This window comes from Pseudomonas sp. Tri1 (assembly GCF_017968885.1).
Lineage (GTDB): Bacteria > Pseudomonadota > Gammaproteobacteria > Pseudomonadales > Pseudomonadaceae > Aquipseudomonas.
This window is the reverse complement of sequence record NZ_CP072913.1, coordinates 4,804,609-4,830,713: the sequence shown is the minus strand read 5'-3', so window position 1 is coordinate 4,830,713 and position 26,105 is coordinate 4,804,609. Positions and strand designations below refer to the sequence as shown.

Sequence of the window (26,105 nt, the reverse complement as noted above, 5' to 3'; positions counted from 1 at the left end):
GAATGAAAAATCGTTATCGCGAGCAAGCTCGCACACATTGGGTTGCGGTGTTCCTTGAATGGCAGGCAACAAAAAGGCCCCCTTTCGGGAGCCTTGATGTTCAGCGAATCGGCTTACATGTTCGGGTAAGTCGGCCCACCGGCGCCTTCCGGCGAAACCCAGGTGATGTTCTGCGAAGGATCCTTGATGTCGCAGGTCTTGCAGTGCACACAGTTCTGGGCGTTGATCTGGAAGCGCTTCTCGCCGTCTTCCTTGGTCACCACTTCGTACACGCCGGCCGGGCAGTAGCGTTGTGCCGGTTCGTCGTACAGTGGCAGGTTCTTGCTGATCGGGATGCTCGGGTCGGTCAGCTTCAGGTGGCAGGGTTGTTCTTCTTCATGGTTGGTACCGGAGATGAACACCGAGCTGAGTTTGTCGAAGCTCAACTTGCCGTCAGGTTTGGGGTAGTCGATCTTCTGGCTGTCCTTGGCCAGTTTGAGGCAGGCGTAGTCCGGCTTGGTGTCGTGCAGGGTGAACGGCATTTTGCCGCCCATGATGTTCTGGTCGAACCAGTTGAAGCCAGCGCCAATGATCGGACCGAATTTGTGCATCGCCGGGCCGAAGTTGCGGGTGGCGAACAGTTCTTCGTAGAGCCAGCTGTTCTTGAAGCTGTCGACGTAGGCAGTCAGTTCATCGCCGCCTTCGGATTCGGCGAACAAGCGATCGGCCACGGCGTCGGCCGCGAGCATGCCGGACTTCATGGCAGTGTGGCTGCCTTTGATCTTGGCGAAGTTGAGGGTGCCGAGGTCGCAACCGATCAGCGCACCGCCCTTGAAAACCATTTTCGGCAGCGAATTCAGACCGCCCTTGCAGATGGCGCGGGCGCCGTAGCTGATGCGCTTGCCGCCTTCCAGGTACTGCTTGAGGACCGGGTGATGCTTGAGGCGCTGGAACTCATCGAACGGCGACAGGAAGGTGTTGCTGTAGGACAGGTCAACGATCAGGCCGACTACGACCTGATTGTTTTCCAAGTGATACAGGAACGAGCCACCGGTGTTTTCGGCGCTCATGATGTCCAGCGGCCAGCCGGCGGTGTGCACCACCAGGCCCGGTTGATGCTTGGCCGGGTCGATTTCCCAGATTTCCTTCAGGCCGATGCCGTAGTGCTGGGCGTCGGCATCGCTGTCAAGGTTGAAGCGCTTGATCAGTTGCTTGCCGATGTGACCACGGCAGCCTTCGGCGAACAGCGTGTACTTGCCGCGCAGTTCCATGCCGGGAGTGTAGAGGCCTTCCTTCGGCTGACCTTCACGGTCGACACCCAGGTCGCCGGTGATGATCCCGCGGACCACGCCATTCTCGTCGAACAGCGCTTCCTGGGCGGCGAAGCCCGGGTAGATTTCCACGCCCAGGTTCTCGGCCTGCTGGGCCAGCCAGCGGCACAGGTTGCCCAGGGAGATGATGTAGTTGCCTTCGTTGTGCATGGTCTTGGGCACAAAGAAGTCGGGCACCTTGGTGGAGGTATCGCTGCTGCGTAGTACATAGATGTCGTCGCGCACCACCGGGGTGTTGAGCGGGGCGCCCAGTTCTTTCCAGTCCGGGAACAGTTCGTTCAGGGCGCGGGGTTCGAACACCGCACCGGAGAGGATGTGCGCACCGACCTCGGAGCCTTTTTCGACCACGCAGACGCTGATTTCCTTACCGGCTTCGGCGGCCTTCTGTTTCAGTCGGCAAGCGGCAGACAGGCCAGCGGGGCCGGCACCGACGATGACCACGTCGAATTCCATGTATTCGCGTTCCACAGGCTATCTCCTACTCAAGGCTCTACAGTTTTTTCTAATTGGAGGTTGGGCGTGGCATCCGTCGTTTCTTTGCTAAAAGCGACGAAAGTGACACGGAATGGCACGCGGTGCTCTCTTAAGCGGCGCATTATATCTACACCACTCTCAGGGTCCAATACAAACGTTTGTTTGAAATTGCCGCAGGCCAGATAAATCACTGACGTGCGGCTTATGACTGACCATTTTGCCGTATTGACCGGAATAGGTGTTCCGGTCAAGATACGGGCGGTTTTGCGCTCGCCGTAGGCTGACTGTTGGTTTCAAGAGCACCTCTAAAGACAGGGCGAAGGCAGCACAAAGTGACGTATTGCGTGGTTCGGACGCGCAGTTTACACGCCGCGATAATGAATGACTCATCAGTCATCACTGACGAACGGTCTTCACTCCCGTGAGCAAGGTCATGTGTGGTTCATGCCGGCGTTTTTAGAGGTGCCCTTGCGCCCATGAGCATCAACCGCCAGGTTCGCCTAGGCGACTTTCTTTTCACCGGAGAGTAACGAGGAATCCATGAAGGTTCTTGTAGCTGTCAAACGAGTGGTCGACTATAACGTCAAGGTTCGCGTCAAGGCGGACAACTCCGGCGTCGACCTCGCCAACGTCAAGATGTCGATGAACCCTTTCTGCGAAATCGCCGTAGAAGAAGCCGTACGCCTGAAAGAAAAAGGCGTGGCGACTGAGATCGTCGTCGTCTCCATCGGCCCGACCACCGCCCAGGAACAACTGCGCACCGCGCTGGCACTGGGTGCCGATCGCGCCATCCTCGTCGAATCCGCCGAAGACCTGACTTCCCTGGCCGTGGCCAAGCTGCTCAAGGCCGTTGTCGACAAGGAACAGCCATCGCTGGTGATCCTCGGCAAGCAAGCCATCGACAGCGACAACAACCAGACCGGCCAGATGCTCGCGGCATTGAGCGGCTATGGTCAGGGCACGTTTGCGTCCAAGGTTGAAGTGTCCGGCGACAGCGTTGCCGTGACCCGCGAAATCGACGGCGGCGCGCAGACGGTTTCCTTGAAACTGCCGGCTATCGTCACCACCGACCTGCGTTTGAACGAGCCGCGCTACGCGTCCCTGCCAAACATCATGAAAGCCAAGAAGAAGCCGCTTGAAGTGCTGACGCCTGACGCTTTGGGCGTTTCCACCGCCTCCACCAACAAGACCGTAAAAGTCGAAGCGCCGGCTGCACGCAGCGCGGGCATCAAGGTCAAGTCGGTGGCTGAACTGGTCGAGAAACTGAAAAACGAAGCGAAGGTAATCTGATCATGACTATCTTGGTAATCGCCGAACACGATAACAAGGCGCTGGCTCCGGCCACGCTGAACACCGTTGCTGCCGCTGCCAAAATCGGTGGCGATGTCCACGTCCTGGTAGCCGGGCAGGGCGCTGGCGCCGTTGCCGAAGCTGCTGCGAAAATCGCTGGCGTGGCAAAAGTGCTGGTGGCCGACAACGCCGCCTACGCGCACCAACTGCCGGAAAACGTTGCTCCTCTGGTTGCAGAGTTGGGCAAGGGCTACAGCCACATCCTGGCTGCCGCTACTTCCAATGGCAAAAACATCCTGCCGCGCGTTGCCGCTGCCCTGGATGTCGACCAGATCTCCGAGATTATCTCGGTGGAAAGCGCCGACACCTTCAAGCGTCCGATCTACGCCGGTAACGCGATCGCAACCGTTCAATCGAACGCTGCGGTCAAGGTCATCACCGTCCGCGCCACCGGTTTCGACCCGGTTGCCGCCGAAGGTGGTTCGGCTGCCGTTGAAGCCGTAGGCGCTGCCCACGACGCCGGCATCTCCAGCTTCGTCAACGAAGAACTGGCCAAGTCCGATCGTCCGGAACTGACCGCTGCCAAGATCGTCGTTTCCGGCGGGCGTGGCATGCAGAACGGTGACAACTTCAAGCACCTGTACGCCCTGGCCGACAAGCTGGGCGCTGCCGTCGGCGCTTCCCGCGCGGCGGTCGACGCAGGTTTCGTACCCAACGACATGCAGGTCGGCCAGACCGGCAAGATCGTTGCGCCGCAGCTGTACATCGCCGTCGGTATCTCCGGCGCGATCCAGCACCTGGCCGGCATGAAAGACTCCAAGGTGATCGTTGCGATCAACAAGGACGAAGAAGCGCCGATCTTCCAGGTGGCCGATTATGGCCTGGTAGCCGACCTGTTCGAAGCCATCCCTGAGCTGGAGAAGCTGGTCTAATCCGGCGTCTTCACTTATAAAGAGCCCGGCCCTTTGGCCGGGTTTTTTATTTGTGCACTATCTGTTTTCGCTGCAAGGGGAGCGTATTGCCATGGATCTTCGCCGTTTGGCTGGTTGGTCATTGTTGTGGGCGTTGGCGGGTGTGCCAGGCCTGGCCACTGCCGCCGGCAAGTGTGAGCGACTGATCGCCACCGGCAGCCCGGATGCGCCGCCCTACCTTTGGCAAGACCCCCAGGACCCCAAGCATCTGATTGGCGCCGGCGCCGACCTGCTGACGCAAGTGGCAGGGGAGCTGGGTATCAAGATCGAACTGCTTTATGCCGGCAAGCGCGCCCAGGCGCTGGATGAAGTGCGCAGCGGGCGCATGGATCTGCTCACCGATGCTCCACTGACCAGCACTGGCCTCGAAGCGTTGGACTACGTCCATCCACCTTTGCTGGAAAACGATTACCTGGTCTGGACCCGCAAGGATTCGACGCTGGTCATCAACCAGCCTGAGGACCTACATGGTCATCCCGGAGCCTTGTCGGAAAAGGCCCGTATGACCCAGGGATTCGGCATCTTCGCCGAGCAGAAATTGTCCTTGGTCCGCACACCCAACCTGACCCAGGCCTTTCAGAAATTGCTGTTGGGTGAGGTGGAATATGTCCTGGCGGGGCGCTACTCGGGCCTGGCAATGGCGCAGACACTGGGCATGGCGAACGACCTGCAGGCTGCGCCGCAACCGGTGGATAAACCGGGGCTGTTCCTCGCGGTTTCCCATAACTCCGCCTGCAATGACCCATGGTTACGCGGACAGCTGGCGCAAAAGATGACAGAATTGGCCGCGTCCGGCCTGACAGAGGCTGTGTTGCAGCGCAATCTTGAGCGTTGGAACACACAGTTGCAGCCACCTGTCGGTGCCCCAAAACAGTAGGGAACATTAGTGACTATTCGACCTCTTTTCGCTGCCCTGGCCGTTCTGGCTCTGGCGGGCTGCGCAGCCGATCCGGCGCCGAATGAACAGATCCGCCTGACCGAACAGGCACTGGAGCAAGCTCGGGCCGTGGGCGCCAATGCCGACGAAGTGCCCGAATTGAAACTGGCCGAGGAAAAGTTCGCTCGGGCCAAATCCAACATGGCCGACGAATCGTACAAGAAGGCACGCATGCGGGCTGAACAGGCCGAGCTGGATGCACGTCTGGCCGAAGCCAAGGTGCTGACCCTCAAGAGCCAGGAGCAACTGAACGTGCTCGACACCCGCATCAAGCGTTTGCGCAAACAGCTGAGGGATGATGCCCAATGAAGCAGTCCCATGTATTTGGCGGGCTGGTCCTCGCGGGCCTGGCCAGTTTGTATGGCTGTGCCGGCCAGCGCAGCGAAGCAGCGCTCGAACAGGCCAGCACCGACTTCCAGAAGGTCAAGGAAGACGCCAACGTATTGCGCGCCGCGCCCAGGGACGTGATCCGTGCCGGTGAATCCCTGGCCCGGGCTGATCGCTTGTCCAGCTACTGGGGCAGTGGTGAGGATGTTCAGCATTACGCCTACCTGAGCCAGCGCTACAGTGCGATTGCCCGGGAGCACAGTAATCAGGTGCTGAACGAAGAGCGTGCGGCAAAGCTCGAACTGGAGCGCCAGCGCCTGCAGTTGGCCCTGCGTGAGTCCAAGTTGCTGAGCGTGCAGCAGCAGGGCAAATGGCTGGAAGAACAGATCATGGCGATGGCGACCACCCAGACCGATCGCGGCCTGGTGATGACGCTGGGTGATGTCCTGTTCGACACCGGCGAGGCAGAACTGAAGAATTCGGCCAACCGCGTGGTGCTCAAGATCGTGCAGTTCTTGCAGCTCAATCCCAAGCGTGTCGTGCGCATCGAGGGCTATACCGATAGCACCGGCGGCAAGCAGGAAAATCTCAAGCTGTCTCGGGACCGTGCACAGTCGGTGGCGGACGTGCTGGTGGACTTGGGGATTGACGAAAAACGTATCCAGGTCGAAGGCTACGGTGACGAGTATCCGGTGGACGTCAACGCCTCGGAGCGGGGGCGGGCCCAGAACCGCCGTGTTGAAATTGTGTTCTCCGACGAGAAAGGCCAGCTCGGCGCCGCCCGCTGAGGGCGGCGTCACTGGAAAACCCGGCCCCTTCCACGGCGCCGGGTTTTTTTGGCTCGCAGATTATCCTCCCAGGGGTACAGTTAGCGCTGTCACTCCACTGTACTGTCGAGTAATCTGGCAACTGTCCCCGTACACTTCTAAACTGTTCCGGTATCGTTTCCGACAAGAATAAAATGCCCGTGAAATCGAGTGCTGCGTCATGACCAACCTTCTGCTCTATCAACGTATTGCTCAGCAACTGGCTGAAGACATCCGGCGCGGTGTGTATCAGCCTGGCGAACGCGTGCCGTCGGTGCGCAAGATGAGTTCCCAGCTCAACGTCAGCCATGCCACGGTGCTGCAGGCCTACGCCAACCTTGAAGACCAGGGGCTGATCCGCGCGCGGCCGCAATCGGGTTACTACGTGCACCAGACGCCGGCCCTCACCGCGCCGACGCCGGACATCGCCCGGGTCGAGCGCCCGGGGCTGGTGACGCGCAGCAGTATCATCCAGCAAGTTTTGGTCGAGTCGCGCCGTGAAGGGGTGTTCCCATTGGGGGCGGCGGTGCCGAGCGTCGATTACCTGCCTGTGCGGGCGCTGCACCAGCAATTGGCCAAGGTCACGCGTTTCCATAGCCCGCGGGCGTTCAGCTACATGTTCAGCCCGGGCTTCGAGCCGTTGCGGCGTCAGGTGGCGATTCGTATGCGCGACGCTGGCGTCGTGGTGGATCCTTCTGAAGTAGTGATTACCCACGGCTGTGTCGATGCGCTGCAAATGTCCTTGCGCGTGCTGACCCGGCCAGGGGATCTGATCGCCGCCGAATCACCCACCTATTACGGCTTGCTCCAACTGGCGGATCTGTTGGGGCTCAAGGTCATCGAGATCCCTAGTGATCCGGTTACCGGCATGAGCCTCGAGGCTTTGCAGCTGGCGGCCAACCAATGGTCGATCAAGGCACTGGTGTTGACCACGCGCCTGAGCAATCCCCTTGGCGGCACTATGCCAGAGGAGCGACAAAAGCAACTGCTGCGCCTGGCGTCGGACTTCGACATTCAGGTCGTCGAGGACGATATCTATGGCGAACTCATGTTCGAGCAGGGGCGTACCAAGGCGCTCAAGGCCTACGACCGGTTGGACCGGGTCATCTACTGTTCGAGTTTTTCCAAGACCTTGTCGCCGGGCGTGCGCATCGGCTGGATGATTGCTGGAAAATTCCAGCAGGAAATCCAGCGACTCCAGACTTTCAGTACTCACTCGGCGTGCAGCGTCACGCAGATGGGCATCGCGGCGTATCTGGAAAATGGCGGCTACGACCGGCACCTGCGCTATATCCGCCAGGAGTACCGCAAGAACCTCAGCGCTTTTCAACTGGCGGTGCAGCAGTACTTCCCCGAAGGCACGCAAATGAGCCGGCCTACCGGAGGTTTCATTTTGTGGGTCAGCCTGCCGGGGCGGGTCAATACTCAAGAGTTGCATGTGCGGGCGCTGCAGCAAGGTATCAGTATCGCGCCAGGGCTGATTTTCAGTAACACCGAGCAGTTCAATCATTGTATCCGCCTCAACTGTGGCACGCCCTGGAACCGCGAGGCAGAGCGGGCCTTGATGACGCTGGGGCTGTTGGCGACTCAACTGTGCCAAGAGACCGCCAACGGATTTTTATAGGAATCAGCGGTTTAGCCTGATGTGCTTGTCAGCGTCTCATTATCAGGCGAGCATGGGGTTCCCTGCCGTAAGTGCCGTTGTGTTTATGAAAGCCATTGTTCCTGCCGTGTGGGTTTTGATCGGCCTGTTGACTGCCTTCCACATGGGAGGCGTGATGGCCGCGTCGGCAGCGGAGAAACCCGCCGCCAGCGCCACGAAAAATGTGTCGAAAAAACCGGCTGCGGTCAAAAAGGCGCCCGTGAAAAAAGTGGCTCCTGCAAAGAAGAAACGTGCTCCCATCGCCTCCAAGAGCAAATCTGCCCACGAGGTTGCCAAGACCCCGTTGCCGCCGGCCAAGCTGGATTTGAGCCTGCCCCATGACATGGTCGAGGAACTGCAGCCGCCCGGTCAGGTGCAGTCAACCAAACATCAACCACTGCTGCCGTCCATGTTTGGAGATAAACCCGGGCCGTTCCAACTCAATGGCCGTTTGCTGAGCAATGAAATGCAACTGCCGCTGCGCAATCAAGAGCGCAATGAAGTGGAAGGCGCGGCGCTGGATTTTGAATTCAAGCAATAAACCTCCGTCATGCAGGCAGTTGGTCGCTGACTGCCCAGTCATCTCACCGTGGCCGAAAAAACACGCGATCGGTAATTTAAAACGAGTGTTTTAGCCGTTACTCTGTGACCCGTTACCAACCATTACCTGTCGTGAGGATGTTGTCGTCATGAAGTGCCGTGAAGGCTGTGGCGCCTGCTGCATCGCCCCGTCCATCAGCTCGCCGATCCCTGGTATGCCCCATGGCAAGCCGGCGGGAGAACGTTGCGTGCAATTGTCGGTCGATAATCTGTGCCGGATCTTCGGCCAGCCGGAACGCCCGGCGGTGTGCTCGGCGTTCGAAGCCGACATCGAGGTCTGTGGCAGCAGCAGCGAAGACGCCATCCGATTGATCGGTTGGTGGGAGCAAGTCACGGCAGCGTAGTGGGTCAATGATCAGAACTTGGACAATAAGGAAAAAAACTATGGGTTCGCTGCATCGTATGGCTGTGTTGTGTGGGTTGACCGTGTTGTTGGCGACGGCAACCGCCCAGGCAGAGAGCTGGAAAGTGGCCAAGGAGCAGGACGGTATCAAGGTTTCCCTCAGTGAGGTGGCCGGCTCCAAGTACAAGGCCTACCAGGGCGTTACCGTCATGAACACCACCATGGAAAAGCTGCGGGCCCTGCAGGAAGACGTCGCTGGGGCTTGCGCCTGGATTCACGAATGCAAGAGCCAGAAACTGGTCAAGCATGAGGGCAATAAGTCCTGGACCTACACCCAGTTCAATACGCCGTGGCCGGTCACGTCCCGGGACTCGGTGCTGGAAGTCACCACTGTCGAAGGTGCCGATGGCAGCCTGACGCGTAACCTCAAGGGCGTGCCAACGTACCTGCCTGAAGAGCAAGGGTTTGTGCGGGTCACCCAGGTCGAGGGCTTCTGGAAGTTCACGCCCAAGGGCGCGAATCAGATCGAAGTGACCTATCAGGTCCACACCGATCCGGGTGGCAGCGTACCGTCCTGGCTGGCCAACAAGTTTGTCGTCGACGCACCGTTCAACACCTTGAAAGCCCTCAGGGACCGCGCCGAAAAGTAATCGGCTATGGTTGCATCTGGAGACCGCCCATGAGGCGGTCTTTTCATGTGTGCCGTCCAACGACCCGGCGGAACGATTGTTCGACCCTCAATGTCGAGATAAAGGTAAGCCAGGCCCTGAATTGATCGAGGAGACACCGATGCAAAAGTGGGAAATCACTTTCGTGGATGATCACAGCGAAACCAACGTCCAGGAGTTCGAGTATGACCAGGAGCCTACTATGGAACAGGCTGCACAGCTGATTCGCGAAAGGCTGCTTCCGGTGGCCAATGAGCTGGACCTCAATGATCTGGAGGGGCGTACCGCGGACCCGACGGTCAAGAATCTCAAGTCCCAGTACAGCATCGAAATCATCAGCATCACACCGATTTCATGAAATCGTTGTCTGGTCCCGCTTGGCAGTGGCTGCGACTTGCAGCTACTCTGCAAGTGAGATCAGCGAAAGGATCGCTTAGGTCCGGTCTTGTCAGCTACATGCTTGTGTCCCGACGGTAATTTGATGCCGTAGCGCATGCAACTTACCGGTTGTACGCACGGGAAGACGGAAAGTCTATCCATCGGTTTGAGGAGGACGTTTCATGAGCACAGCCTATCAAGAAGACATCAGCACCAGCGTGCTTCGCCGCATGAAAGAAGGTGGTTTCGATTTCTCACAGTTCCATCCCATCGAGTTCTACGCCATTTTCCCGGATGAGGAGCGGGCGCGCAGGGCGGCAGGTCAATTTCGGGGTGAGTCATTGAATGCACAGATCAGCGCACGGGATGACGGGGCCTGGTCATTGGAGCTGAGCCGTGTGATGTACGCCACCTACGATGACATTGGAGACTTCGAGCAGGACTTTGAGGCCGTGGTCGAGCCGCTGGGCGGCATCATCGAAGGCTGGGGCGTCAAGCAGGAGATTCGGCGCCTGCAGGCCTGATAATTCACTCACCGCAACCAGAGCAACGGCTGACCTTTGTGTCGGCCGTTTTCATGTGTGCGAGCCAGTCAATTTCCTTGTTGGGGCGAGCTTGCGCACGAGGGCGGTCATGCGGCCCACATTATTGCCAACTGACCACCGCCATCATTCCCCCCAGGTTTTGTACCTAACTGTATCCAGATCAAGCCACGTGCTCTTTCCATGTCTATGCTCTGGGTAGCGGCGCCCCCTGCGTCGCAATGGAGCGGGAGCAGTGGGGCGAGGGCATTTGCTGCACTACAAGGGTGCGCAGCCTGTCGGAGGCTTATTCAACCCATTGATCATAAAGCGTTTATGCCGATGGCACGGGCCTTGCGAAGCCTGATGCCAGGGTGACAAGGAGTACGGCATGATTCGCACTGGTTTTGACGAAATGTACGACGCCGATGGCCAGGTCCGCCCGCATTATCGGGCATTTGCCCGGTGGCTGGCCGAAACGCCTGACGAACTTCTGGCACAGCGGCGGCGCGAAGCCGACCTGTTGTTTCACCGCGCCGGGATTACCTTCACGCTCTACGGGGACGAGCAGGGGACAGAGCGCCTGATCCCTTTCGACACCATCCCGCGCAGCATCCCTGCCAGTGAATGGCGGGTCGTCGAACGTGGCTGCATCCAGCGAGTCAAGGCGCTGAACATGTTCCTGGCCGACCTCTACCACGAGCAACGCATCATCCGCGCCGGCATTATTCCGGCCGAGCAGGTGCTGGCCAACGAGCAATATCAATTGGCGATGCAAGGTCTGGATCTGCACCGCGATATCTATGCCCACATTTGCGGTGTCGACCTGGTGCGCGACGGTGACGGTACGTACTACGTGCTTGAGGATAATCTTCGTACGCCCAGCGGCGTCAGCTACATGCTGGAAGATCGCAAGATGATGATGCGCCTGTTTCCCGAACTGTTTGCTGTCCAGCGTATCGCTCCGATTGATCATTATCCCAACCTACTGCTCGACACCCTGAAAAGCGCCAGTCCGCTGGATGACCCCAGCGTCGTGGTGCTCACTCCGGGGCGCTTCAACAGTGCGTTCTTCGAGCACGCGTTCCTGGCCCGGGAGATGGGGGTGGAGCTGGTAGAGGGCGCTGACCTGTTCGTGCGCGATGACAAGGTATTCATGCGCACCACCGACGGGCCGAAAGCGGTGGATGTGATCTATCGTCGCCTCGACGATGCGTTCCTCGACCCGCTGGCCTTCAATCCGGATTCGATGCTTGGGGTGCCGGGGCTGTTGTCGTCCTACCGTTCCGGCAACGTGGTGTTGGCCAACGCCATCGGCACGGGCGTGGCGGACGACAAGTCGGTGTACCCGTTCGTTACCGACATGATCCGTTTTTACCTGGACGAAGAACCGATCCTGAAGAACGTTCCTACGTGGCAGTGTCGTAATCCTGCTGAGCTTTCCCATGTGCTGGCGAATCTCCCGAACCTGGTGGTCAAGGAAACCCAGGGCTCCGGTGGCTACGGGATGCTGGTGGGGCCGGCGTCGACGACGGCGCAGATCGATGCCTTCCGCGAGCGAATCAAGGCCAAGCCGCACGCCTACATCGCCCAGCCGACGCTGTCACTCTCGACGTGTCCGACCTTTGTCGAAAATGGCATCGCCCCGCGCCACATCGACTTGCGCCCGTTTGTGCTGTCCGGTCGGGAAACCCGTGTGGTCCCGGGCGGCCTGACCCGGGTGGCGTTGCGTGAAGGGTCGCTGGTGGTGAATTCGTCCCAGGGCGGGGGCACGAAGGACACCTGGGTGGTCGAGGATTGAGGAAGCTGCCATGTTAAGTAGAACTGCCTCGGACCTGTACTGGATGTCGCGTTACCTGGAGCGTGCGGAAAACCTCGCGCGGATGCTCGACGTCAGTTACTCGTTGTCCCTGATGCCTCAGGACGGGCGCGGCGATGGCCTGCACGAATTGGCCATGCCCTTGCTGATCACCGGAACGCTGGACGATTACCGGGAGCGACACGGCGATCTGCATGCCGAACGACTGCTGCATTTCTTTGCCTTGGACGCGGCCAACCCGGCCAGCATCTACAGCTGTCTTGGCTCCGCGCGGGCCAGCGCCCACGCGGTACGTGGGCGAATCACCGCCGACATGTGGGAAAACATCAACGCCACCTGGCTGGAAATTCGCGGGATTGCCGAGCAAGGTTTGACTCGCTACGGCATGAGCCGTTTCTGCGAGTGGATCAAGGAGCGGTCCCACCTGTTCCGAGGTGCAACCTACGGCACCATCATGCGTAACGACGCATTCAGGTTCATTCGCCTGGGGACCTTTATCGAAAGGGCTGATAACACTTTGCGCTTGCTCGACGCCCGCTACGAAATGGCCGGCGATCAGGCCGACACGGTCAGCGACGGTACCGCCCACGCGTATTACCAGTGGAGCGCCTTGTTACGGGCCTTGTCTTCCTTCGAGGCCTACACCGAGATCTACCGCGACGCCCCGGGTGCCCGTCATGTGGCTGAACTGTTGCTGTTACGCGCCGATGTGCCGCGTTCGCTGCGGGCCTGCACCGAAGAAATCGAGCAGATCCTCGCGAGCCTGCCAGGCTCCAATGGCCGGCAGGCACAACGGCTGGGTGCGGAGATGGACGCGCGTCTGCGCTACACCGGTATCAACGAAATCCTCGACGGGGGCCTGCATGCCTGGCTCACCGAATTCATCCCACTGGTCCGTGAACTGGGCAATGCCATTCACAGTTCCTACCTGGAGGTCATATGAGACTCTCAATCAGCCACGAAACGACCTACCACTATGAAGACCAGGTTCGTGCCAGCATCCAGTACCTGCGCCTGACGCCCCACGACAGCGAACGCCAGCATGTGCTCAGCTGGCAACTGGATTTGCCACGGCCGGTACGGGCGCAGCTGGATCCGTTCGGCAACATCTTTCATGTACTCACCCTCGACGAACCCCACGAAACGATCATCATCGGCGCGCGCGGACAGGTGGACATCGATCCGTTGCACGAAGCCGAGCATGAGAGCCAGTCGGCGCTGCCATTCCTGCGGTTCACCCGATTGACTGAAGCGGACGAAGCTCTTCGCGCGTTTGCCCAGCAGCAATGCAAACAGCGTCGTGATCGCACGGCATTGATCGATTTGATGTACGGGCTGAACCAGCACATGACCTACACACCCGGCGCCACGGAGGTCGAGACCAGCGCAGCCCAGGCTTTTGCTGGTGGTAGCGGGGTGTGTCAGGACCACGCCCACGCATTCCTGGCCTGTGCCCGCAGTCTTGGCGTGCCAGCGCGGTACGTGTCGGGCTATCTGTTCAGCGACAACAGCGAACAGCTGGTCAGCCACGCCTGGGCCGAGGCCTGGCTCGATGACGCCTGGTACAGCTTCGATGTGACCAACCAACTGGTCCGCCCGGAACGACACCTGAAACTGGCCGTGGGCCTGGATTACCTGGATGCCTGCCCGGTGCGGGGCATGCGTCGCGGGGGTGGGTTTGAGCAGATGCATGCCAAGGTGGTCGTGACACCGGCGCCGGTGATCTCGGTGCAACAACAGTAACCGTCTGGCGAGCGAGCTTTTGTGGCAAGGAAGCAGGCTCCCTCGCCACGCAAGCAAATTTACTGCTTCAACGGCTGTTTGCGTCCCGCCATATGCTTCAAATAGCCCACCAACAAATCCAGCTCCGAGTCCGGTAGCACCGCCTCCGAGAACCCCGGCATCTTGCCCTGGGGCCAGCTACGCAGATTCTGTGGATCACGGATATAGCGTTTGAGGAAATCCCCCGAGAAGTATTCGGTCGGGTTGAAGGGAATGTTCAGGTCCGGGCCGAACTGCGCATCGCCCGCGCCATTGAGCCGATGGCAGGCCAGGCAGTTCTTCTGGAACAGCTCGAAGCCTTTATTGACCGGATCGTCCTTGGCCAGGCTGGGTGACGGTAGCAGGGCCGGGAAGCGTTCGGCCACCGCGGACAGACGCTTGATGCTCGCCAGCGCGTACGGCCATTGTTCAGGGCTGATATGGCCCGCCTGCGGGTTCGTCCAAACCAGATAGAAAGGCCCGGCACTGTGCTTGCCTTCGCCCAGCGCAGGCCAGGGCTTGGCCGGGTCCTCAATCGCCAACCAGGCCCGGGCGCCGCTCTTATTGAGTAGTGGCGCGGCGGGCATTTCGGCGGCGAAACCATCCAGCGCCACGGCTTGCAGATGCTCGTCCGACTGGACGCCAGCCAACAATGCCGTCAGCGGGACGGCGCGATAACTCATCGGTTTCTTGTAGGAAACGTCGTCAGTGATCTGGACTGTCTGGGCTTCAGGATGCTTGAGCAGTTCTTCGGTTTGCCAGGTGCGCGCATTCGCGCCCAGCTCCAGCACCAGCTGCGCGGCATACAGGGGCGTGCTGAGCAGCAACGCCCCGAACACAATGAGAGCTTTCAAATGGATCGCCTTCCATGTCGTGGAGAATGCCGTAAAGGTTGGCACAGCCACCGTCGCCGGAACAACGAACCCGTCACATTTCTTGGCGATACAACGTGCTGATGGTGCAGGCACCCGCGCGCAGGACTCAGCCGATCACCTTGGTGATATTCGGCAAAATCAACAGCAGCGTCGTGGCGAAGAGAATGAGCCCGGCTTGACGAACTTTCGAATGTTTGAACATGGCTGACCCGCCTTTTTTGTTATTTCCTGAGGCCAGCCTGCATATCCATGATGGCTGGCGGTGCACTTCCTGTCTGACAAGCGTCTCGGCAAAACCCGACGACCTTCTTGTACAAGGATTACATTAGGGGCCGCAGCCGCCTTGGCTTAGATCCAATTCGTATCAGTTCAATGGGTATCGCTATTAAAACGGCATGAGGCCTATTGCCACCTGCTTGAAGGCCCTTTTGCTAGACAGCTTGCCCACCTGAATCGGTTAACCCGATAGCTCGCTACCGTTCGTCTGAGCGTGGCTGTCAACGCCATTGAGCACTGTGGTCATTGAATCCCGCGCCGCTGGGCTTATGGTTGAAGCCAATTGCCTACCCCCGTGGTTCGAGGATGTCATGATCCAAGCTTTGATTTTCGATGCATTACGCACGCCTCGCGGCAAGGGCAAGGCCGATGGCGCGCTGCACAGCGTCAAGCCGGTGAACCTGGTGGGGGGGCTGCTCATTGCGTTGCGCCAACGCATGAGCCTGGACACCAGCCAGGTCGACGACATCGTGCTGGGTTGTGTAACGCCAGTGGGCGAGCAGGGCGCCGACATCGCCAAGACCGCCGCTCTGATCGCCGACTGGGACGTCAGCGTGGCAGGTGTGCAGCTCAATCGGTTTTGCGCCTCGGGTCTGGAAGCGGTGAACCTGGCGGCCATGAAAGTGCGATCCGGGTTCGAGGACCTGGTCGTGGCTGGCGGCGTCGAATCCATGTCCCGGGTGCCTATGGGCAGCGATGGTGGTGCGTGGGCGCTTGACCCGCAATCCAACCTGCATGGCCACTTCACCCCTCAGGGCATCGGCGCCGACCTGATCGCTACTCTGGAAGGCTTCAGTCGCGCGGATGTCGATGCCTACGCGTTGCATTCCCAGCAAAAAGCGGCGCGGGCCCGGGCTGACGGCTCGTTCGACAAATCGCTGGTGGCGGTGCGGGACCGGAATGGCATCGTGCTGCTGGACCACGACGAATTCATCCGCGCCGACTCGACGCTCGAAGGCCTGGGCAAGCTCAAGCCAAGTTTCGAAGCCATGGGCCAGATGGGCTTCGACGGTACGGCGCTGCGGGTCTATAGCCACGTTGAACGAATCAACCATGTGCACACGCCGGGTAACAGTTCCGGCATCGTCGATGGTGCGGCGCTGATGTTGATCGGTTCCGAAGCCAAGGGGCGCGCATTGGGCTTGCGACCCCGGGCGCGGATCGTCGCCACCGCCGTCACCAGCACCGACCCGACGATCATGCTCACCGGCCCGGCGCCGGCCACCCGCAAGGCCTTGGCCAAGGCTGGGTTGCGGGTGGAGGACATCGATCTGTTCGAAGTCAACGAAGCCTTCGCCTCGGTAGTGCTCAAGTTCATCAAGGACATGGCCATCGACCCCGCCAAGGTCAACGTCAACGGTGGCTCCATCGCCATGGGGCACCCCTTGGGCGCCACCGGGTGCGCAATCCTCGGCACTCTGCTCGATGAGTTGGAGGCGCGTCGCCTGCGCTATGGTCTGGCGACCTTGTGTGTCGGCGGCGGCATGGGCATTGCCACTGTGATCGAACGCCTCTGAGCCACGACTTCAAGGAATATTTTGATGACCGATGCCATCCGTTACGAAATTGGCCAGGACCGGATCGTCGTCCTGACCCTGGACATGCCAGGGCAAAGCGCCAACACCATGAATGCCGTGTACCGCGAGGCGATGGCTGCCTGCGTCGCCCGTTTGACCGCCGAAAGAGATTCGATTACCGGCGTGATCATCACCTCGGCGAAGAAAACCTTTTTCGCCGGCGGTGACCTCAATGAGCTGATCAAGGTCGGCAAGCCCGAGGCCAAGGCTTTCTACGACATGGTTCTGGGACTAAAGGCGCAGCTGCGCGTTTTGGAAACCTTGGGCAAACCCGTGGTGGCGGCCATCAATGGCGCGGCCCTTGGCGGTGGCTGGGAGATCTGCCTGGCGTGCCATCATCGTGTGGCACTGGAGCATCCATCGCTGCAGATCGGCCTGCCGGAAGTCACCCTTGGCCTCCTGCCGGGCGGCGGTGGGGTGGTGCGAATGGTGCGCCTGCTCGGGTTGGAAAAGGCCTTGCCGTATCTGCTCGAGGGTAAGAAGGTGGGCCCGCAACATGCGCTGCAGGCGGGTTTGATCGATGAGCTGGCGAAGGACCGCGATGAGCTGCTGGCCAAAGCCCGGGCCTGGATTCTCGCCAACCCCAACGTGGTCCAGCCATGGGACGCGAAGGGCTATCAGATTCCGGGTGGCACGCCGTCGGACCCGAAAGTCGCACAAATGCTGGCGATTGCTCCCTCGATCCTGCGTAACAAGACCCAGGGTTGCCTGCCAGCACCAGAGAAAATTCTCTGCGCCGCGGTGGAGGGCGCCCAGGTGGATTTCGCCACCGCTCACCTGATCGAAACCCGCTACTTCACCGAGCTGACCAGCGGCCAGGTGGCCAAGAACCTGATCGGTACCTTCTGGTTCCAGCTCAACGAGATCAAGGCTGGCGGTTCGCGCCCACAGGGTTTTGCGCCGTATCTGACAAAGAAGGTCGGCGTGCTTGGAGCGGGCATGATGGGCGCTGGTATTGCCTACGTCAGCGCCGTGGCCGGCATTGAAGTGGTGCTCAAGGATATCGACCGAAGCGCTGCCGAGAAGGGCAAGGCCCGTTCGGCGATGCTGCTGGACCAGAAAGTCGCTCGCAGCCAGCTTACCTCCGAGCAACGCGAAACCACGCTGGCGCGGATTCACACCACGAACAGCGACGCTGACCTGGCCGGTTGCGATCTGATCATCGAAGCGGTGTTTGAAGACCGCGCCCTCAAAGCCAAGGTGTCGGCTGCCGCTCAGGCAGTGGCGGGGCATGACGCGGTGGTCGCCTCCAACACCTCGACCTTGCCCATCAGCGGCCTGGCCATGGCTGTAGCGGACCCGACGAAGTTTATCGGGCTGCACTTCTTCAGCCCGGTGGAAAAAATGCCCTTGGTGGAAATCATCAAGGGTGCCCGCACCAGCGACGAGACCCTGGCCCGGGGTTTTGATTTCGTCCTGCAGATCAACAAGACGCCGATTGTGGTCAACGACAGTCGCGGTTTCTTTACCTCCCGGGTCTTCGGCACCTTTACCAATGAAGGTATCGCCATGCTTGGCGAGGGCGTGAGTGCGCCGATGATCGAGACCGAAGCGCGCAAGGCCGGGATGCCGGTTGGGCCTCTGGCGGTCTCTGACGAAGTTTCCCTCAGCCTTATGAGCCATATCCGCAAACAAACCGCCCAGGATCTGAAATTGGAGGGGAAAACGCCCGTCGAGCACCCAGCATTCGCCGTGATTGACTTGCTGCTTAACGAATACAAGCGGCCGGGCAAGGCCGCTGGTGCGGGTTTCTATGAATATCCGGCCGGTGGGCCGAAGCACTTGTGGCCGGGACTCAAAAGCCGTTTCGAGAAAGCCGACGGACAGATTTCGCCGCAGGACATCCGTGATCGCCTGCTGTTCATCCAGGCCCTGGAAACCGTGCGCTGTGTGGAGGAAGGCGTGCTCACTTCGACGGCCGAGGCCAATGTCGGTTCGATCTTCGGTATTGGCTTCGCGGCCTGGACCGGTGGTGCGTTGCAGTTCATCAACCAGTACGGCCTGCAGGATTTTGTCGCTCGCGCCCAGTATCTGGCCGAGCAATACGGCGAGCGTTTTTCGCCACCCGCCTTGTTGTTGAACAAAGCCGTCAGGCAGGAACTTTTCTGACATGTTGGGGAGGGGCTTGCCTTGGAACGGTGTTTCAGGGCAGGCTCTGGGGTGTGCAATATTCCCATCATCGTGTCAGGTATTTTTTATGTCGCTACGCATCTGCATTCTGGAAACCGATATCCTGCGTCCGGAACTGGTCGACCAATATCAGGGTTACGGGCAGATGTTCCAGCGCCTGTTTTCACAACAGCCTGTTGCGGCCGAGTTTACTGTGTACAACGTGATGGAAGGCCATTACCCCAGCGATGATGAGCAGTTCGACGCCTACCTCGTGACCGGTAGCAAGGCTGATTCTTTTGGCACCGATCCGTGGATTCAAACCCTCAAGACTTACCTGCTGGGCCGCTACCAGCGTGGCGACAAGCTGCTGGGCGTGTGTTTCGGCCATCAACTGTTGGCGTTGTTGCTGGGCGGCAAGACCGAACGTGCCACCCAGGGTTGGGGTGTCGGTACCCATCGCTATAAACTCGCGGCCAAGGCGCCGTGGATGAGCCCGGTGATGGAAGAACTGACCCTGCTGATCAGTCATCAGGACCAGGTTACCCAATTACCCGAAAACGCCACGGTCATCGCCTCCAGCGATTTCTGCCCGTTCGCCGCCTATCACATCAACGATCAGGTGCTGTGTTTCCAGGGCCACCCGGAATTCATCCACGACTATTCCCGGGCCTTGTTGGAGATTCGCCAGCAGCATCTCGGCGAGCAGATTTACAGCCAGGGTGTGGCGAGCCTGGCCCACGAGCACCATGGCACCACGGTGGCGGAGTGGATGATGCGTTTCGTTGCTCACAAGCCACAGGCCGAAGCCGCCCAAGGCTAACGTTCACCGATGTCTAATTGGGAGCGAGCCTGCTGGCGATAGCGGTGGATCAGTTGGCATGGATGATGGATGGGCTGCCCTCATCGCGAGCAGGCTCGCTCCCACAGTTGTTTCTGGGAGCGAGCCTGCTCGCGATGAATGCCCACAAATCCCAGCGAAGAGCGCCCGCTTACAACCACCCCGAACGCTTGAAGCTCCACCACAACGAGGAGCATCCCACCGCAATGACCCCCAGCACGGCAAAATACCCGTATTGCCAGCTCAACTCCGGCATATCCTGGAAGTTCATCCCATAGATCCCGGCCACTGCCGTGGGAAACGCGAGGATCGCCGCCCACGCCGCGAACTTGCGTTGCACCACGCTCTGGCGCGACGCTTCCAGCAACACGCCGACTTCGATGGTCTGGCTGGCGATGTCGGCCAGGGTCGCCAGGTCTTCCATTTGCCGCGTGACATGAATCTGCACATCGCGGAAATACGGGCTCATGTTCTTGTCGATGAAGGGGAAGTCGAGTCTCTGCAACTCTTCACTGATCTCCACCATCGGCGCCGCGTAGCGACGCAGGCGCAACACGTCGCGACGCAAGCTGTGCAGGTTCTGGATATCCCGCTCGTTCAGGGAGCTGCACATGACATTGCGCTCCAGCTCATCGATTTCAGCGTGAATGGCTTCACCCATCGGCTGGTAGTTTTCAATCACGAAATCAAGAATGGCATAGAGGACAAAATCTTCCCCATGTTTCAGCAAAAGAGGACGCGCCTCACAGCGTTGTCGGACGTGGGCGTAGGACGCTGAGTGACCGTTACGGGCGGTGATGATGTAGCCCTTACCGGCAAAGATATGGGTTTCGATGAACTGCAGCTTGCCGTCCTTGCGTATTGGCGAATAGGTGACGATAAACAGCGCATCGCCAAAGGTCTCCAGCTTGGGCCGGCTGTGCTTCTCCATCGCGTCTTCGATCGCCAATTCATGCAGATTGAATTGACGCTGCAGGTTGGTCAGCTCCAGGGCACTGGGCTCTTCCAGGCCGATCCATACAAAATGACCAGGTTTGGCGGCCCAGGCGCTGCCTTCGTCAAGGGTGATATTGGTGACTTTCTTTCCGGCGCTGTATACCGCAGCAGCAACGACTCTACCCATAATGGTGGTTCACTTCTTATTGTGAAAATGGCAGTGGCAGGCAATGTTCAGCTTAGCGCGCCCTGTTGCTTGAGAGTCAGCAAAATCTGCGGAGTTCGACGGCAAAAGAAAACCCGCCGTGGGGCGGGTTTTTCATTCAAGCGGCCTGCAGCTGCCGGTCCAGTGTCGCGATGCACTCGCGCATCAGCTCACGGCACTGGGCGATGAGCTGGGGCATGTCGTCCATACTCAGTCCCGCCGTGGGAATGGCCGGCAGCGAGCGTATGAGAATGTCACCGCTGCGCCAGCGATTGAGCTGCATGTGCTTGATGTAACTGCTGACACACACCGGAACAATCGGCACCCCGGCGGCTATCGCCATCTGAAAGGCGCCTTTCTTGAATGGCAGCAAGTCCTCGCCAAGATTGCGCGTGCCCTCTGGGAACACCCAGATCGACGTATCCTCATGCTGCAGCGTATGGGTGGTGGTCAGCATCGACCGGCGCGCCTTGATCGCATTGCCCCGGTCGATCAACACGTTGCCCGCCAACCAGAACAGTTGTCCGAACAGCGGCACCCACTTCAGGCTCTTCTTGCCGATGCACACGGTGCGGCGCGGCACCACGTTGCCGAACACGAACAGGTCATAGTTGGATTGGTGGTTGGCGATGATCACGCAGCTCTGCGGTTTATCCACCAGCGTGCTGACCTCAGCCTTCACCCGCAGGCGCAAGATGCACATGGCGGGCAATGCATACAATCTTGCGCATAAACGGCTGTTGTCCGGATTGAACGGTCGGCACAGGCCCAGGATTACACCGAGCATACCCGCGAGGACAAAATGCAGGGCCATCAATGACATACGCAGTACAAACAGCATCTACAGGCCCTATCGGGACAAAAGGTGGCGCAGTGTACGGATGTGCACTGTTTTCGGCAATTGCCGCCATAGAGGTAGGAGATGGAGGATGTTTGAGCGTATGTTTCCGAATGAGGCGACAGAAGCGGGCTAGAGCGGTTGCTGATTTTTAAACGGCGCGCGTAGGAAAAGGCCCTGCCCTGAGGGGGAGCCTGTGGTGAGGGAGCAAGATCCCTCACCACAATGAGCGTGGAAGCCTTGAGTGACGTGGGAGCGTCAGCCCATGTGTTCCTGATCCAGCAGAATCGCGCTGTCCAGCGTTTCCAGCAGGGCTTTGCGAACCTTCAGCTTGGTGTTCTTGTGGGCGGACATGTTGATTTTCTTCAACTGACGCGCCGCTTCCAGAGCTGCGCTCTGCAGTTCTTCTGCCGACACCACCTTGTCGAGGAAACCTGCATCCACCGCGCCCTGTGGGTTGAACATCTCGGCATTGATCACCGAGCGATGAAACGCCGACTTGCGCAGGCGATCACGGGCCAGTTCGATACCCGCATGGTGCATGGTCATGCCGATCTGTACCTCATTCAGGCCAATGCTGAACGGCCCGTCCACACCAATGCGGTAGTCCGCCGACAGCAGCAGGAACGCGCCCTTGGCCACCGCATGCCCGGGGCAAGCGACAACGACAGGGAAGGGGTGTGACAACAGGCGACGGGCCAGGGTCGAACCGGCCGTGACCAGGCTCACCGCTTCCTTGGGACCAGCGGTCATCACCTTCAGATCGTAACCACCCGACAAAATCCCCGGCTGCCCGGTAATGATCACCACCGCCCGATCCGCCGTCGCCTGGTCCAGCGCAACGTTGAACGCGGCGATCACATCCGGCGAAATGGCATTGACCTTGCCGTTGTTCAAGGTCAGGGTCGCGATACCGTCTTCGAGATGGTAGGCAATCAGGTCGCTCATGGCGCTATTCCTTGTAAGAGAAGTGACGCAGACGTTACCCACCGTCGCAGGCCAGGTAAAGCACCGTGACTGACTCACCGGTCAGCCCCAGGCCCCACAAACAACCTGGCCCGCCCAAGCGGCCATGCCTTCATCTATAGTGCAGCGCAGACACAAACCCGGAGATTGGCCGATTTGCCATGCTCCTAGGCGTTTGAAATGCCCAACCGCCTTAACCGCATGAAAATTCTGAAAAAAACCTTTGCCATCGGAAAAGCTTTCGACTACATTAGCGCGCCTCGACAGACTGAACAGTTTGCCGAGATACGGTGAAGTGTCCGAGTGGCTTAAGGAGCACGCCTGGAAAGTGTGTATACAGGAAACTGTATCGAGAGTTCGAATCTCTCCTTCACCGCCACATTCTGCAAACACAAACCCCTGATTTTCCTAGAGAAAGTCGGGGGTTTGTGGTTTTTGGCGTCTGAAAAAGGGCGATATGGGAACAATATGGGAACAGCGCCAAACAGTATCAGGCAACCCCGCAGCAGTATTGAGCACGGACTTCTGGGCGCAAGCCGTTAAGGTTCTCTTGAAGAGATTCCTATCAACGGGCGTGAGAGAAGATCATGACTATATGGATGAGTTCGGCGATGCGTCTTCAGGCCGCCGCACTGTGTTTGTTATTTTCAATCAGCACAGTTAACGCGTCGGAAACAATGACACAAGACGCCAATGCACATCAGGTGCGCCAAGCGTTCACGAACTGGCAACAAGGCAAAGGCACTGTGTTCGATCTGCTGGCGCCTGACGCTGTATGGACTGTTGCCGGATCAAGCCCGGTGTCTGTTGTATATAACAGCAAGACCGATTTAATGGAGCGGGCCGTTAAGCCGATCAGCGCTCGGCTGGCCAGCCCTATCTCTCCCACCGTCCAAAGCATCGTTGCCGAAGACGATGTCGTGGTCGTTCTATGGAACGGCAAGGCCACAGCCCTGGATCAAAGGCCCTACAACAACACCTACCTCTGGCACATGACCTTCAAGGACGGCCGGGTCACTGAAGTAAACGCCTTTCTGGATACCTACGTACTGGACGATCTTTTGCGTCGTGTAAAACCTGTGCAGCAATAAATAACGCTATGTTCCCGACATTCCAGGTACATCCATGTTTATCTTGCGCCAGGCCGCTTCGGAAAAGCTGTAGACCGAAAACGCGATCAGCCCCAACGCCATCACCATTAAAACCACGCCACCGGCCGGCAGGTTTTGCAGTGCATCGAGGGCGTCTTTCATGCCGGGTGGGTCCATGGCTTTATAAGTCGAGCCGCTGATGATGAGCAGCAGGGCGATTTCAATGAAGACGACGCCACGGGCGATTAGACCGAAGCGTGACACCGGGCGCACATAGCGCATGACGTCCTCGTCAGCTTCGAAGTACTTCTCGAACGACGCCTTCCAGCCCTTGATGATATGAGCAATGCCGACGCCAAGCGGTATCAGTGCGATGAGGTAAATCAGCACATTCGAGTGATCCCAGGACAGCAGGCGCGCCAGTAGATCCTGGGTCTGATCGCCGCCTGAGCCGCCCGAGCCTTTGAGACCACTGATCAGCAAACCCAACGCAAAAAATGCCAGTGCGCCGTTGATCAAACCTCCAGCCAACAAACCTGCCCGAATCACCAAGCCTTTGAGTTCTTTACCGTGATGATCGACATCACGGGTTGCCTGCAACACACGCCACCCGGCGAAGGCAAGTAGACCCATCACCACCAGGCCGACTAAAGCATGGCCGAATGGCTGGCTCAACAATACTTCCAGGCTGCTGTGACTATCCTTCGATTTGCTCGAGTCTTGCGCCGCCAGCAAGGCGAAGATGCCGATGATCAGATAAATGACGCCTCGAGCGGCATAACCGCCCCGCGCAAGTAAAACCAGGCTTTGATGTGGGGACATAGGCTTGAATTCCGGATAGGTCATACAGGAGCAGACCTATGGCGTTGTACGGGGTTCGATTGGCATTTCCATGAAGCCGTTCGCTTCTCCACACAGCGCAACCCAAAAGCTAAGCTTGATCCAGAACAAAAAACCGGAAATGGCTAGTCTTTTCTGCACCCAACGCCACTCACCCACAGGTTTCACCAACGCTCTGCCGAACATAATAATTGTCGAACTCACTGCTTTCGACGAATTGGAAGCCGTGGCGGATGTAAAAGCGATTCGAGGCGCTTTCTTTAAGGGCGCCAACCCTTATCGGGAGCGCGGCTGCATCCGCTTCCTTGAAAATATGATCGAGAACGGCAGAGCCTATTCCTGACCCTTGCGCATCTGGTTTCACATACAAGTGGTCAAGCAAGAGCTCACTGTTGTGATGCTTGACCACAACGAATCCAACCCTCCTTCCCGACACCTCGATGTGGCGCGTGTAGCGAGGTTCGAAACCACTGAGAAATCGCTCGCGTGCGCGTATCGGATCAAATCGCCCCACACGCTCCAGACTTTCGCGCATGGCCTCGATTCGAATATTCACCAGAGAGTCCGAGTCGCTTTGTTGAGCGGGGACCAAAATGACTGGAGGGTTTTGATTGGGCTTGAGGGACATTATTCATGCTCTGGTTTTCGTCCGGGAAGCCAGCATAGATAACCTGATGATGCCGGCTCATGGCGTGGAATATAGCTAGCTGTTGTTCAATGGCAACTGCGGACTGTCCGGATTAAGTTGCTGGCGCCTGAACTGCCCCGGCGGTTGCCCATGTATCTGGCGAAAGCGCCGCGAGAAATAAGCCTCGTCGGCAAACCCGCACAACCTCGCCACTTCGCCCACCGGACGCGTGCCGTTGAGTAAATAATTACGTGCCGCGTGCATCCTGCGTTCGAGCACCAGTTCGGTGAAGGTCTTGCCGATTTCCTTGCGCAGCCAGTGAGTCAGGTACGTGGGGGACAAGTACGTCGCGGCAGCCACCTTGATCAGGTTGAGGTCGGGGTCGGCGATGTTCTTGCGCAGGTATTCGGACATTCTGCTCAGCGCGTCGCGTCGGCTGACTTCAGCGGCGTTTTCTTCGGCCAGGCGCTTGAGCGGCTCGGCATACAAGGCGCAGACGCTGCCGATCAATTGCAGCAACAAGCCCTTGAGCATCTCGCGGGTGCCGAACTGACGGTTCTCGTCCAGGACCCGCATCTGTTCGATCAGGGCGCAGACTTTGGCGAAATCCGCATCGCCCAGAATGAAGTCCAGGTGCTCCTGGAAGCGGAACGGCGACAGCTCGGGCGCCAGGAGAATCGAGACCTCTTCCAGATCCATAGGGTCACACTGCAAATGCGGCAGCAGGAAGGTCTGGGAAAAATTGATCACCATGAAGTTGCTGTCGGCCGGGTGCGGAATCACATGCACGCGGTGAGGCAGGATGAAGGCCAGGGTGTTGCGCGGAAACGGCCGTTCGACGTTACCGATGTGCTGCACGGTGTCGCCGCCGAGGTTGATCTGGATCTGGAAGTACTCGTGGCGATGCGGGCTGGTTTCGGCGCGTCGGCCCTTTTTGTCGCGGATGTAAAAGTCCGTCAATTCGCTGCGTTGCTGCATGACGTAGGTGGGGACTCGGCTCGGTGATGGCATCTCCTGGGAATCCTCTACAGGTACATGGCGATGACTATGATGAGGATTGTGACGGCGCATCTGGC

At 59.0% G+C, this 26,105-nt stretch carries 26 protein-coding genes and 1 tRNA gene; 19 read left to right on the top strand and 8 right to left on the bottom strand.

The annotated features are described in order from the left end of the window. Positions 1 to 113 precede the first annotated feature (113 nt). Positions 114 to 1,778 carry an electron transfer flavoprotein-ubiquinone oxidoreductase gene (locus J9870_RS20740; RefSeq protein ID WP_210639786.1) on the bottom strand — a complete coding sequence of 555 codons (1,665 nt, stop codon included), beginning with the start codon at positions 1,776 to 1,778 and terminating at the stop codon, positions 114 to 116. A 546-nt stretch (positions 1,779 to 2,324) separates the two neighbouring features. Between J9870_RS20740 and J9870_RS20735 the strand changes: the two genes are divergently transcribed. The 14 genes from J9870_RS20735 to J9870_RS20670 all read left to right on the top strand — a co-directional run bounded on the left by J9870_RS20735 (position 2,325) and on the right by J9870_RS20670 (position 13,829). Next, the gene (locus tag J9870_RS20735) at positions 2,325 to 3,074 is read left to right on the top strand and encodes an electron transfer flavoprotein subunit beta/FixA family protein (RefSeq protein ID WP_003179445.1); all 750 of its coding nucleotides are present in this window, start codon (positions 2,325 to 2,327) and stop codon (positions 3,072 to 3,074) included. A gap of 2 nt (positions 3,075 to 3,076) precedes the next feature. Next, the gene (locus J9870_RS20730; protein ID WP_210639785.1) at positions 3,077 to 4,006 is read left to right on the top strand and encodes an FAD-binding protein; all 930 of its coding nucleotides are present in this window, start codon (positions 3,077 to 3,079) and stop codon (positions 4,004 to 4,006) included. Positions 4,007 to 4,097: 91 nt separating this feature from the next. After that, positions 4,098 to 4,922: a transporter substrate-binding domain-containing protein gene (locus tag J9870_RS20725; protein ID WP_210639784.1), complete on the top strand. Its 825-nt coding sequence runs from the start codon at positions 4,098 to 4,100 to the stop codon at positions 4,920 to 4,922. Positions 4,923 to 4,931: 9 nt separating this feature from the next. Further along, a complete protein-coding gene (locus tag J9870_RS20720) occupies positions 4,932 to 5,291 on the top strand; it encodes a DUF4398 domain-containing protein (protein WP_210639783.1) in 360 nt (119 codons plus the stop codon). Beyond that, positions 5,288 to 6,097 (top strand): OmpA family protein, encoded by an 810-nt coding sequence (locus J9870_RS20715; protein WP_210639782.1) that lies wholly within the window; start codon positions 5,288 to 5,290, stop codon positions 6,095 to 6,097. The genes J9870_RS20720 and J9870_RS20715 overlap by 4 nt, the downstream gene beginning before the upstream one ends. Before the next feature lie 199 nt (positions 6,098 to 6,296). Further along, positions 6,297 to 7,739: a PLP-dependent aminotransferase family protein gene (locus J9870_RS20710; protein WP_210639781.1), complete on the top strand. Its 1,443-nt coding sequence runs from the start codon at positions 6,297 to 6,299 to the stop codon at positions 7,737 to 7,739. A gap of 85 nt (positions 7,740 to 7,824) precedes the next feature. Next, positions 7,825 to 8,298, top strand: a complete 474-nt coding sequence (locus J9870_RS20705) for a translation initiation factor 2 (protein WP_210639780.1) — start codon at positions 7,825 to 7,827, stop codon at positions 8,296 to 8,298. 148 nt (positions 8,299 to 8,446) lie between these two features. Next, positions 8,447 to 8,701 (top strand): YkgJ family cysteine cluster protein, encoded by a 255-nt coding sequence (locus J9870_RS20700; protein WP_210639779.1) that lies wholly within the window; start codon positions 8,447 to 8,449, stop codon positions 8,699 to 8,701. Positions 8,702 to 8,741: 40 nt separating this feature from the next. Continuing rightward, positions 8,742 to 9,350: an START domain-containing protein gene (locus tag J9870_RS20695; protein ID WP_210639778.1), complete on the top strand. Its 609-nt coding sequence runs from the start codon at positions 8,742 to 8,744 to the stop codon at positions 9,348 to 9,350. A gap of 139 nt (positions 9,351 to 9,489) precedes the next feature. Then, positions 9,490 to 9,726 carry a hypothetical protein gene (locus J9870_RS20690; protein WP_210639777.1) on the top strand — a complete coding sequence of 79 codons (237 nt, stop codon included), beginning with the start codon at positions 9,490 to 9,492 and terminating at the stop codon, positions 9,724 to 9,726. Positions 9,727 to 9,928: 202 nt separating this feature from the next. Beyond that, a complete protein-coding gene (locus J9870_RS20685) occupies positions 9,929 to 10,270 on the top strand; it encodes a ribonuclease E inhibitor RraB (protein ID WP_025214821.1) in 342 nt (113 codons plus the stop codon). Between the two features lie 388 nt (positions 10,271 to 10,658). Further along, the gene (locus tag J9870_RS20680; protein ID WP_210639776.1) at positions 10,659 to 12,068 is read left to right on the top strand and encodes a circularly permuted type 2 ATP-grasp protein; all 1,410 of its coding nucleotides are present in this window, start codon (positions 10,659 to 10,661) and stop codon (positions 12,066 to 12,068) included. Between the two features lie 10 nt (positions 12,069 to 12,078). Next, positions 12,079 to 13,029 (top strand): alpha-E domain-containing protein, encoded by a 951-nt coding sequence (locus J9870_RS20675; protein WP_210639775.1) that lies wholly within the window; start codon positions 12,079 to 12,081, stop codon positions 13,027 to 13,029. Beyond that, on the top strand, positions 13,026 to 13,829 hold the full coding sequence (locus J9870_RS20670) for a transglutaminase family protein (RefSeq protein ID WP_210639774.1): 804 nt from the start codon (positions 13,026 to 13,028) through the stop codon (positions 13,827 to 13,829). Before J9870_RS20675 ends, J9870_RS20670 begins: the two co-directional genes overlap by 4 nt. A gap of 59 nt (positions 13,830 to 13,888) precedes the next feature. On the opposite strand, the gene J9870_RS20665 is transcribed toward J9870_RS20670, so the two are convergent. Further along, positions 13,889 to 14,701, bottom strand: a complete 813-nt coding sequence (locus J9870_RS20665) for a cytochrome c (protein ID WP_210639773.1) — start codon at positions 14,699 to 14,701, stop codon at positions 13,889 to 13,891. 608 nt (positions 14,702 to 15,309) lie between these two features. Here J9870_RS20665 and J9870_RS20660 point away from each other — a divergent pair. The 3 genes from J9870_RS20660 to J9870_RS20650 all read left to right on the top strand — a co-directional run bounded on the left by J9870_RS20660 (position 15,310) and on the right by J9870_RS20650 (position 19,507). Beyond that, on the top strand, positions 15,310 to 16,515 hold the full coding sequence (locus J9870_RS20660) for an acetyl-CoA C-acetyltransferase (RefSeq protein WP_210639772.1): 1,206 nt from the start codon (positions 15,310 to 15,312) through the stop codon (positions 16,513 to 16,515). Positions 16,516 to 16,539: 24 nt separating this feature from the next. Continuing rightward, entirely contained in the window at positions 16,540 to 18,684 is a 2,145-nt protein-coding gene (locus tag J9870_RS20655; protein WP_210639771.1) for a 3-hydroxyacyl-CoA dehydrogenase NAD-binding domain-containing protein, read from the top strand. Positions 18,685 to 18,772: 88 nt separating this feature from the next. Next, positions 18,773 to 19,507, top strand: a complete 735-nt coding sequence (locus J9870_RS20650) for an amidotransferase (RefSeq protein WP_210639770.1) — start codon at positions 18,773 to 18,775, stop codon at positions 19,505 to 19,507. A 169-nt stretch (positions 19,508 to 19,676) separates the two neighbouring features. Here J9870_RS20650 and J9870_RS20645 read toward each other — a convergent pair whose 3' ends face one another. The 3 genes from J9870_RS20645 to J9870_RS20635 all read right to left on the bottom strand — a co-directional run bounded on the left by J9870_RS20645 (position 19,677) and on the right by J9870_RS20635 (position 22,452). Beyond that, positions 19,677 to 20,648, bottom strand: coding sequence for a magnesium and cobalt transport protein CorA (locus J9870_RS20645; RefSeq protein WP_092204682.1), 972 nt, complete (start codon positions 20,646 to 20,648; stop codon positions 19,677 to 19,679). Positions 20,649 to 20,784: 136 nt separating this feature from the next. After that, positions 20,785 to 21,507 (bottom strand): 1-acylglycerol-3-phosphate O-acyltransferase, encoded by a 723-nt coding sequence (locus J9870_RS20640; protein ID WP_210639769.1) that lies wholly within the window; start codon positions 21,505 to 21,507, stop codon positions 20,785 to 20,787. A 255-nt stretch (positions 21,508 to 21,762) separates the two neighbouring features. Beyond that, the gene (locus tag J9870_RS20635) at positions 21,763 to 22,452 is read right to left on the bottom strand and encodes a crotonase/enoyl-CoA hydratase family protein (protein WP_210639768.1); all 690 of its coding nucleotides are present in this window, start codon (positions 22,450 to 22,452) and stop codon (positions 21,763 to 21,765) included. A gap of 307 nt (positions 22,453 to 22,759) precedes the next feature. Between J9870_RS20635 and J9870_RS20630 the strand changes: the two genes are divergently transcribed. After that, positions 22,760 to 22,849 (top strand) — tRNA-Ser (locus J9870_RS20630). Positions 22,850 to 23,057: 208 nt separating this feature from the next. Next, a complete protein-coding gene (locus tag J9870_RS20625) occupies positions 23,058 to 23,561 on the top strand; it encodes a nuclear transport factor 2 family protein (RefSeq protein ID WP_246883038.1) in 504 nt (167 codons plus the stop codon). 6 nt (positions 23,562 to 23,567) lie between these two features. Here the strand turns inward: J9870_RS20625 and J9870_RS20620 are convergent, their stop codons facing one another. The 3 genes from J9870_RS20620 to J9870_RS20610 all read right to left on the bottom strand — a co-directional run bounded on the left by J9870_RS20620 (position 23,568) and on the right by J9870_RS20610 (position 26,040). Next, positions 23,568 to 24,383 carry a DUF1206 domain-containing protein gene (locus J9870_RS20620; RefSeq protein ID WP_210645364.1) on the bottom strand — a complete coding sequence of 272 codons (816 nt, stop codon included), beginning with the start codon at positions 24,381 to 24,383 and terminating at the stop codon, positions 23,568 to 23,570. Between the two features lie 169 nt (positions 24,384 to 24,552). Further along, on the bottom strand, positions 24,553 to 25,029 hold the full coding sequence (locus J9870_RS20615; RefSeq protein ID WP_210639767.1) for a GNAT family N-acetyltransferase: 477 nt from the start codon (positions 25,027 to 25,029) through the stop codon (positions 24,553 to 24,555). Between the two features lie 75 nt (positions 25,030 to 25,104). Continuing rightward, on the bottom strand, positions 25,105 to 26,040 hold the full coding sequence (locus tag J9870_RS20610) for an AraC family transcriptional regulator (RefSeq protein ID WP_210639766.1): 936 nt from the start codon (positions 26,038 to 26,040) through the stop codon (positions 25,105 to 25,107). Between the last annotated feature and the right edge of the window lie 65 nt (positions 26,041 to 26,105).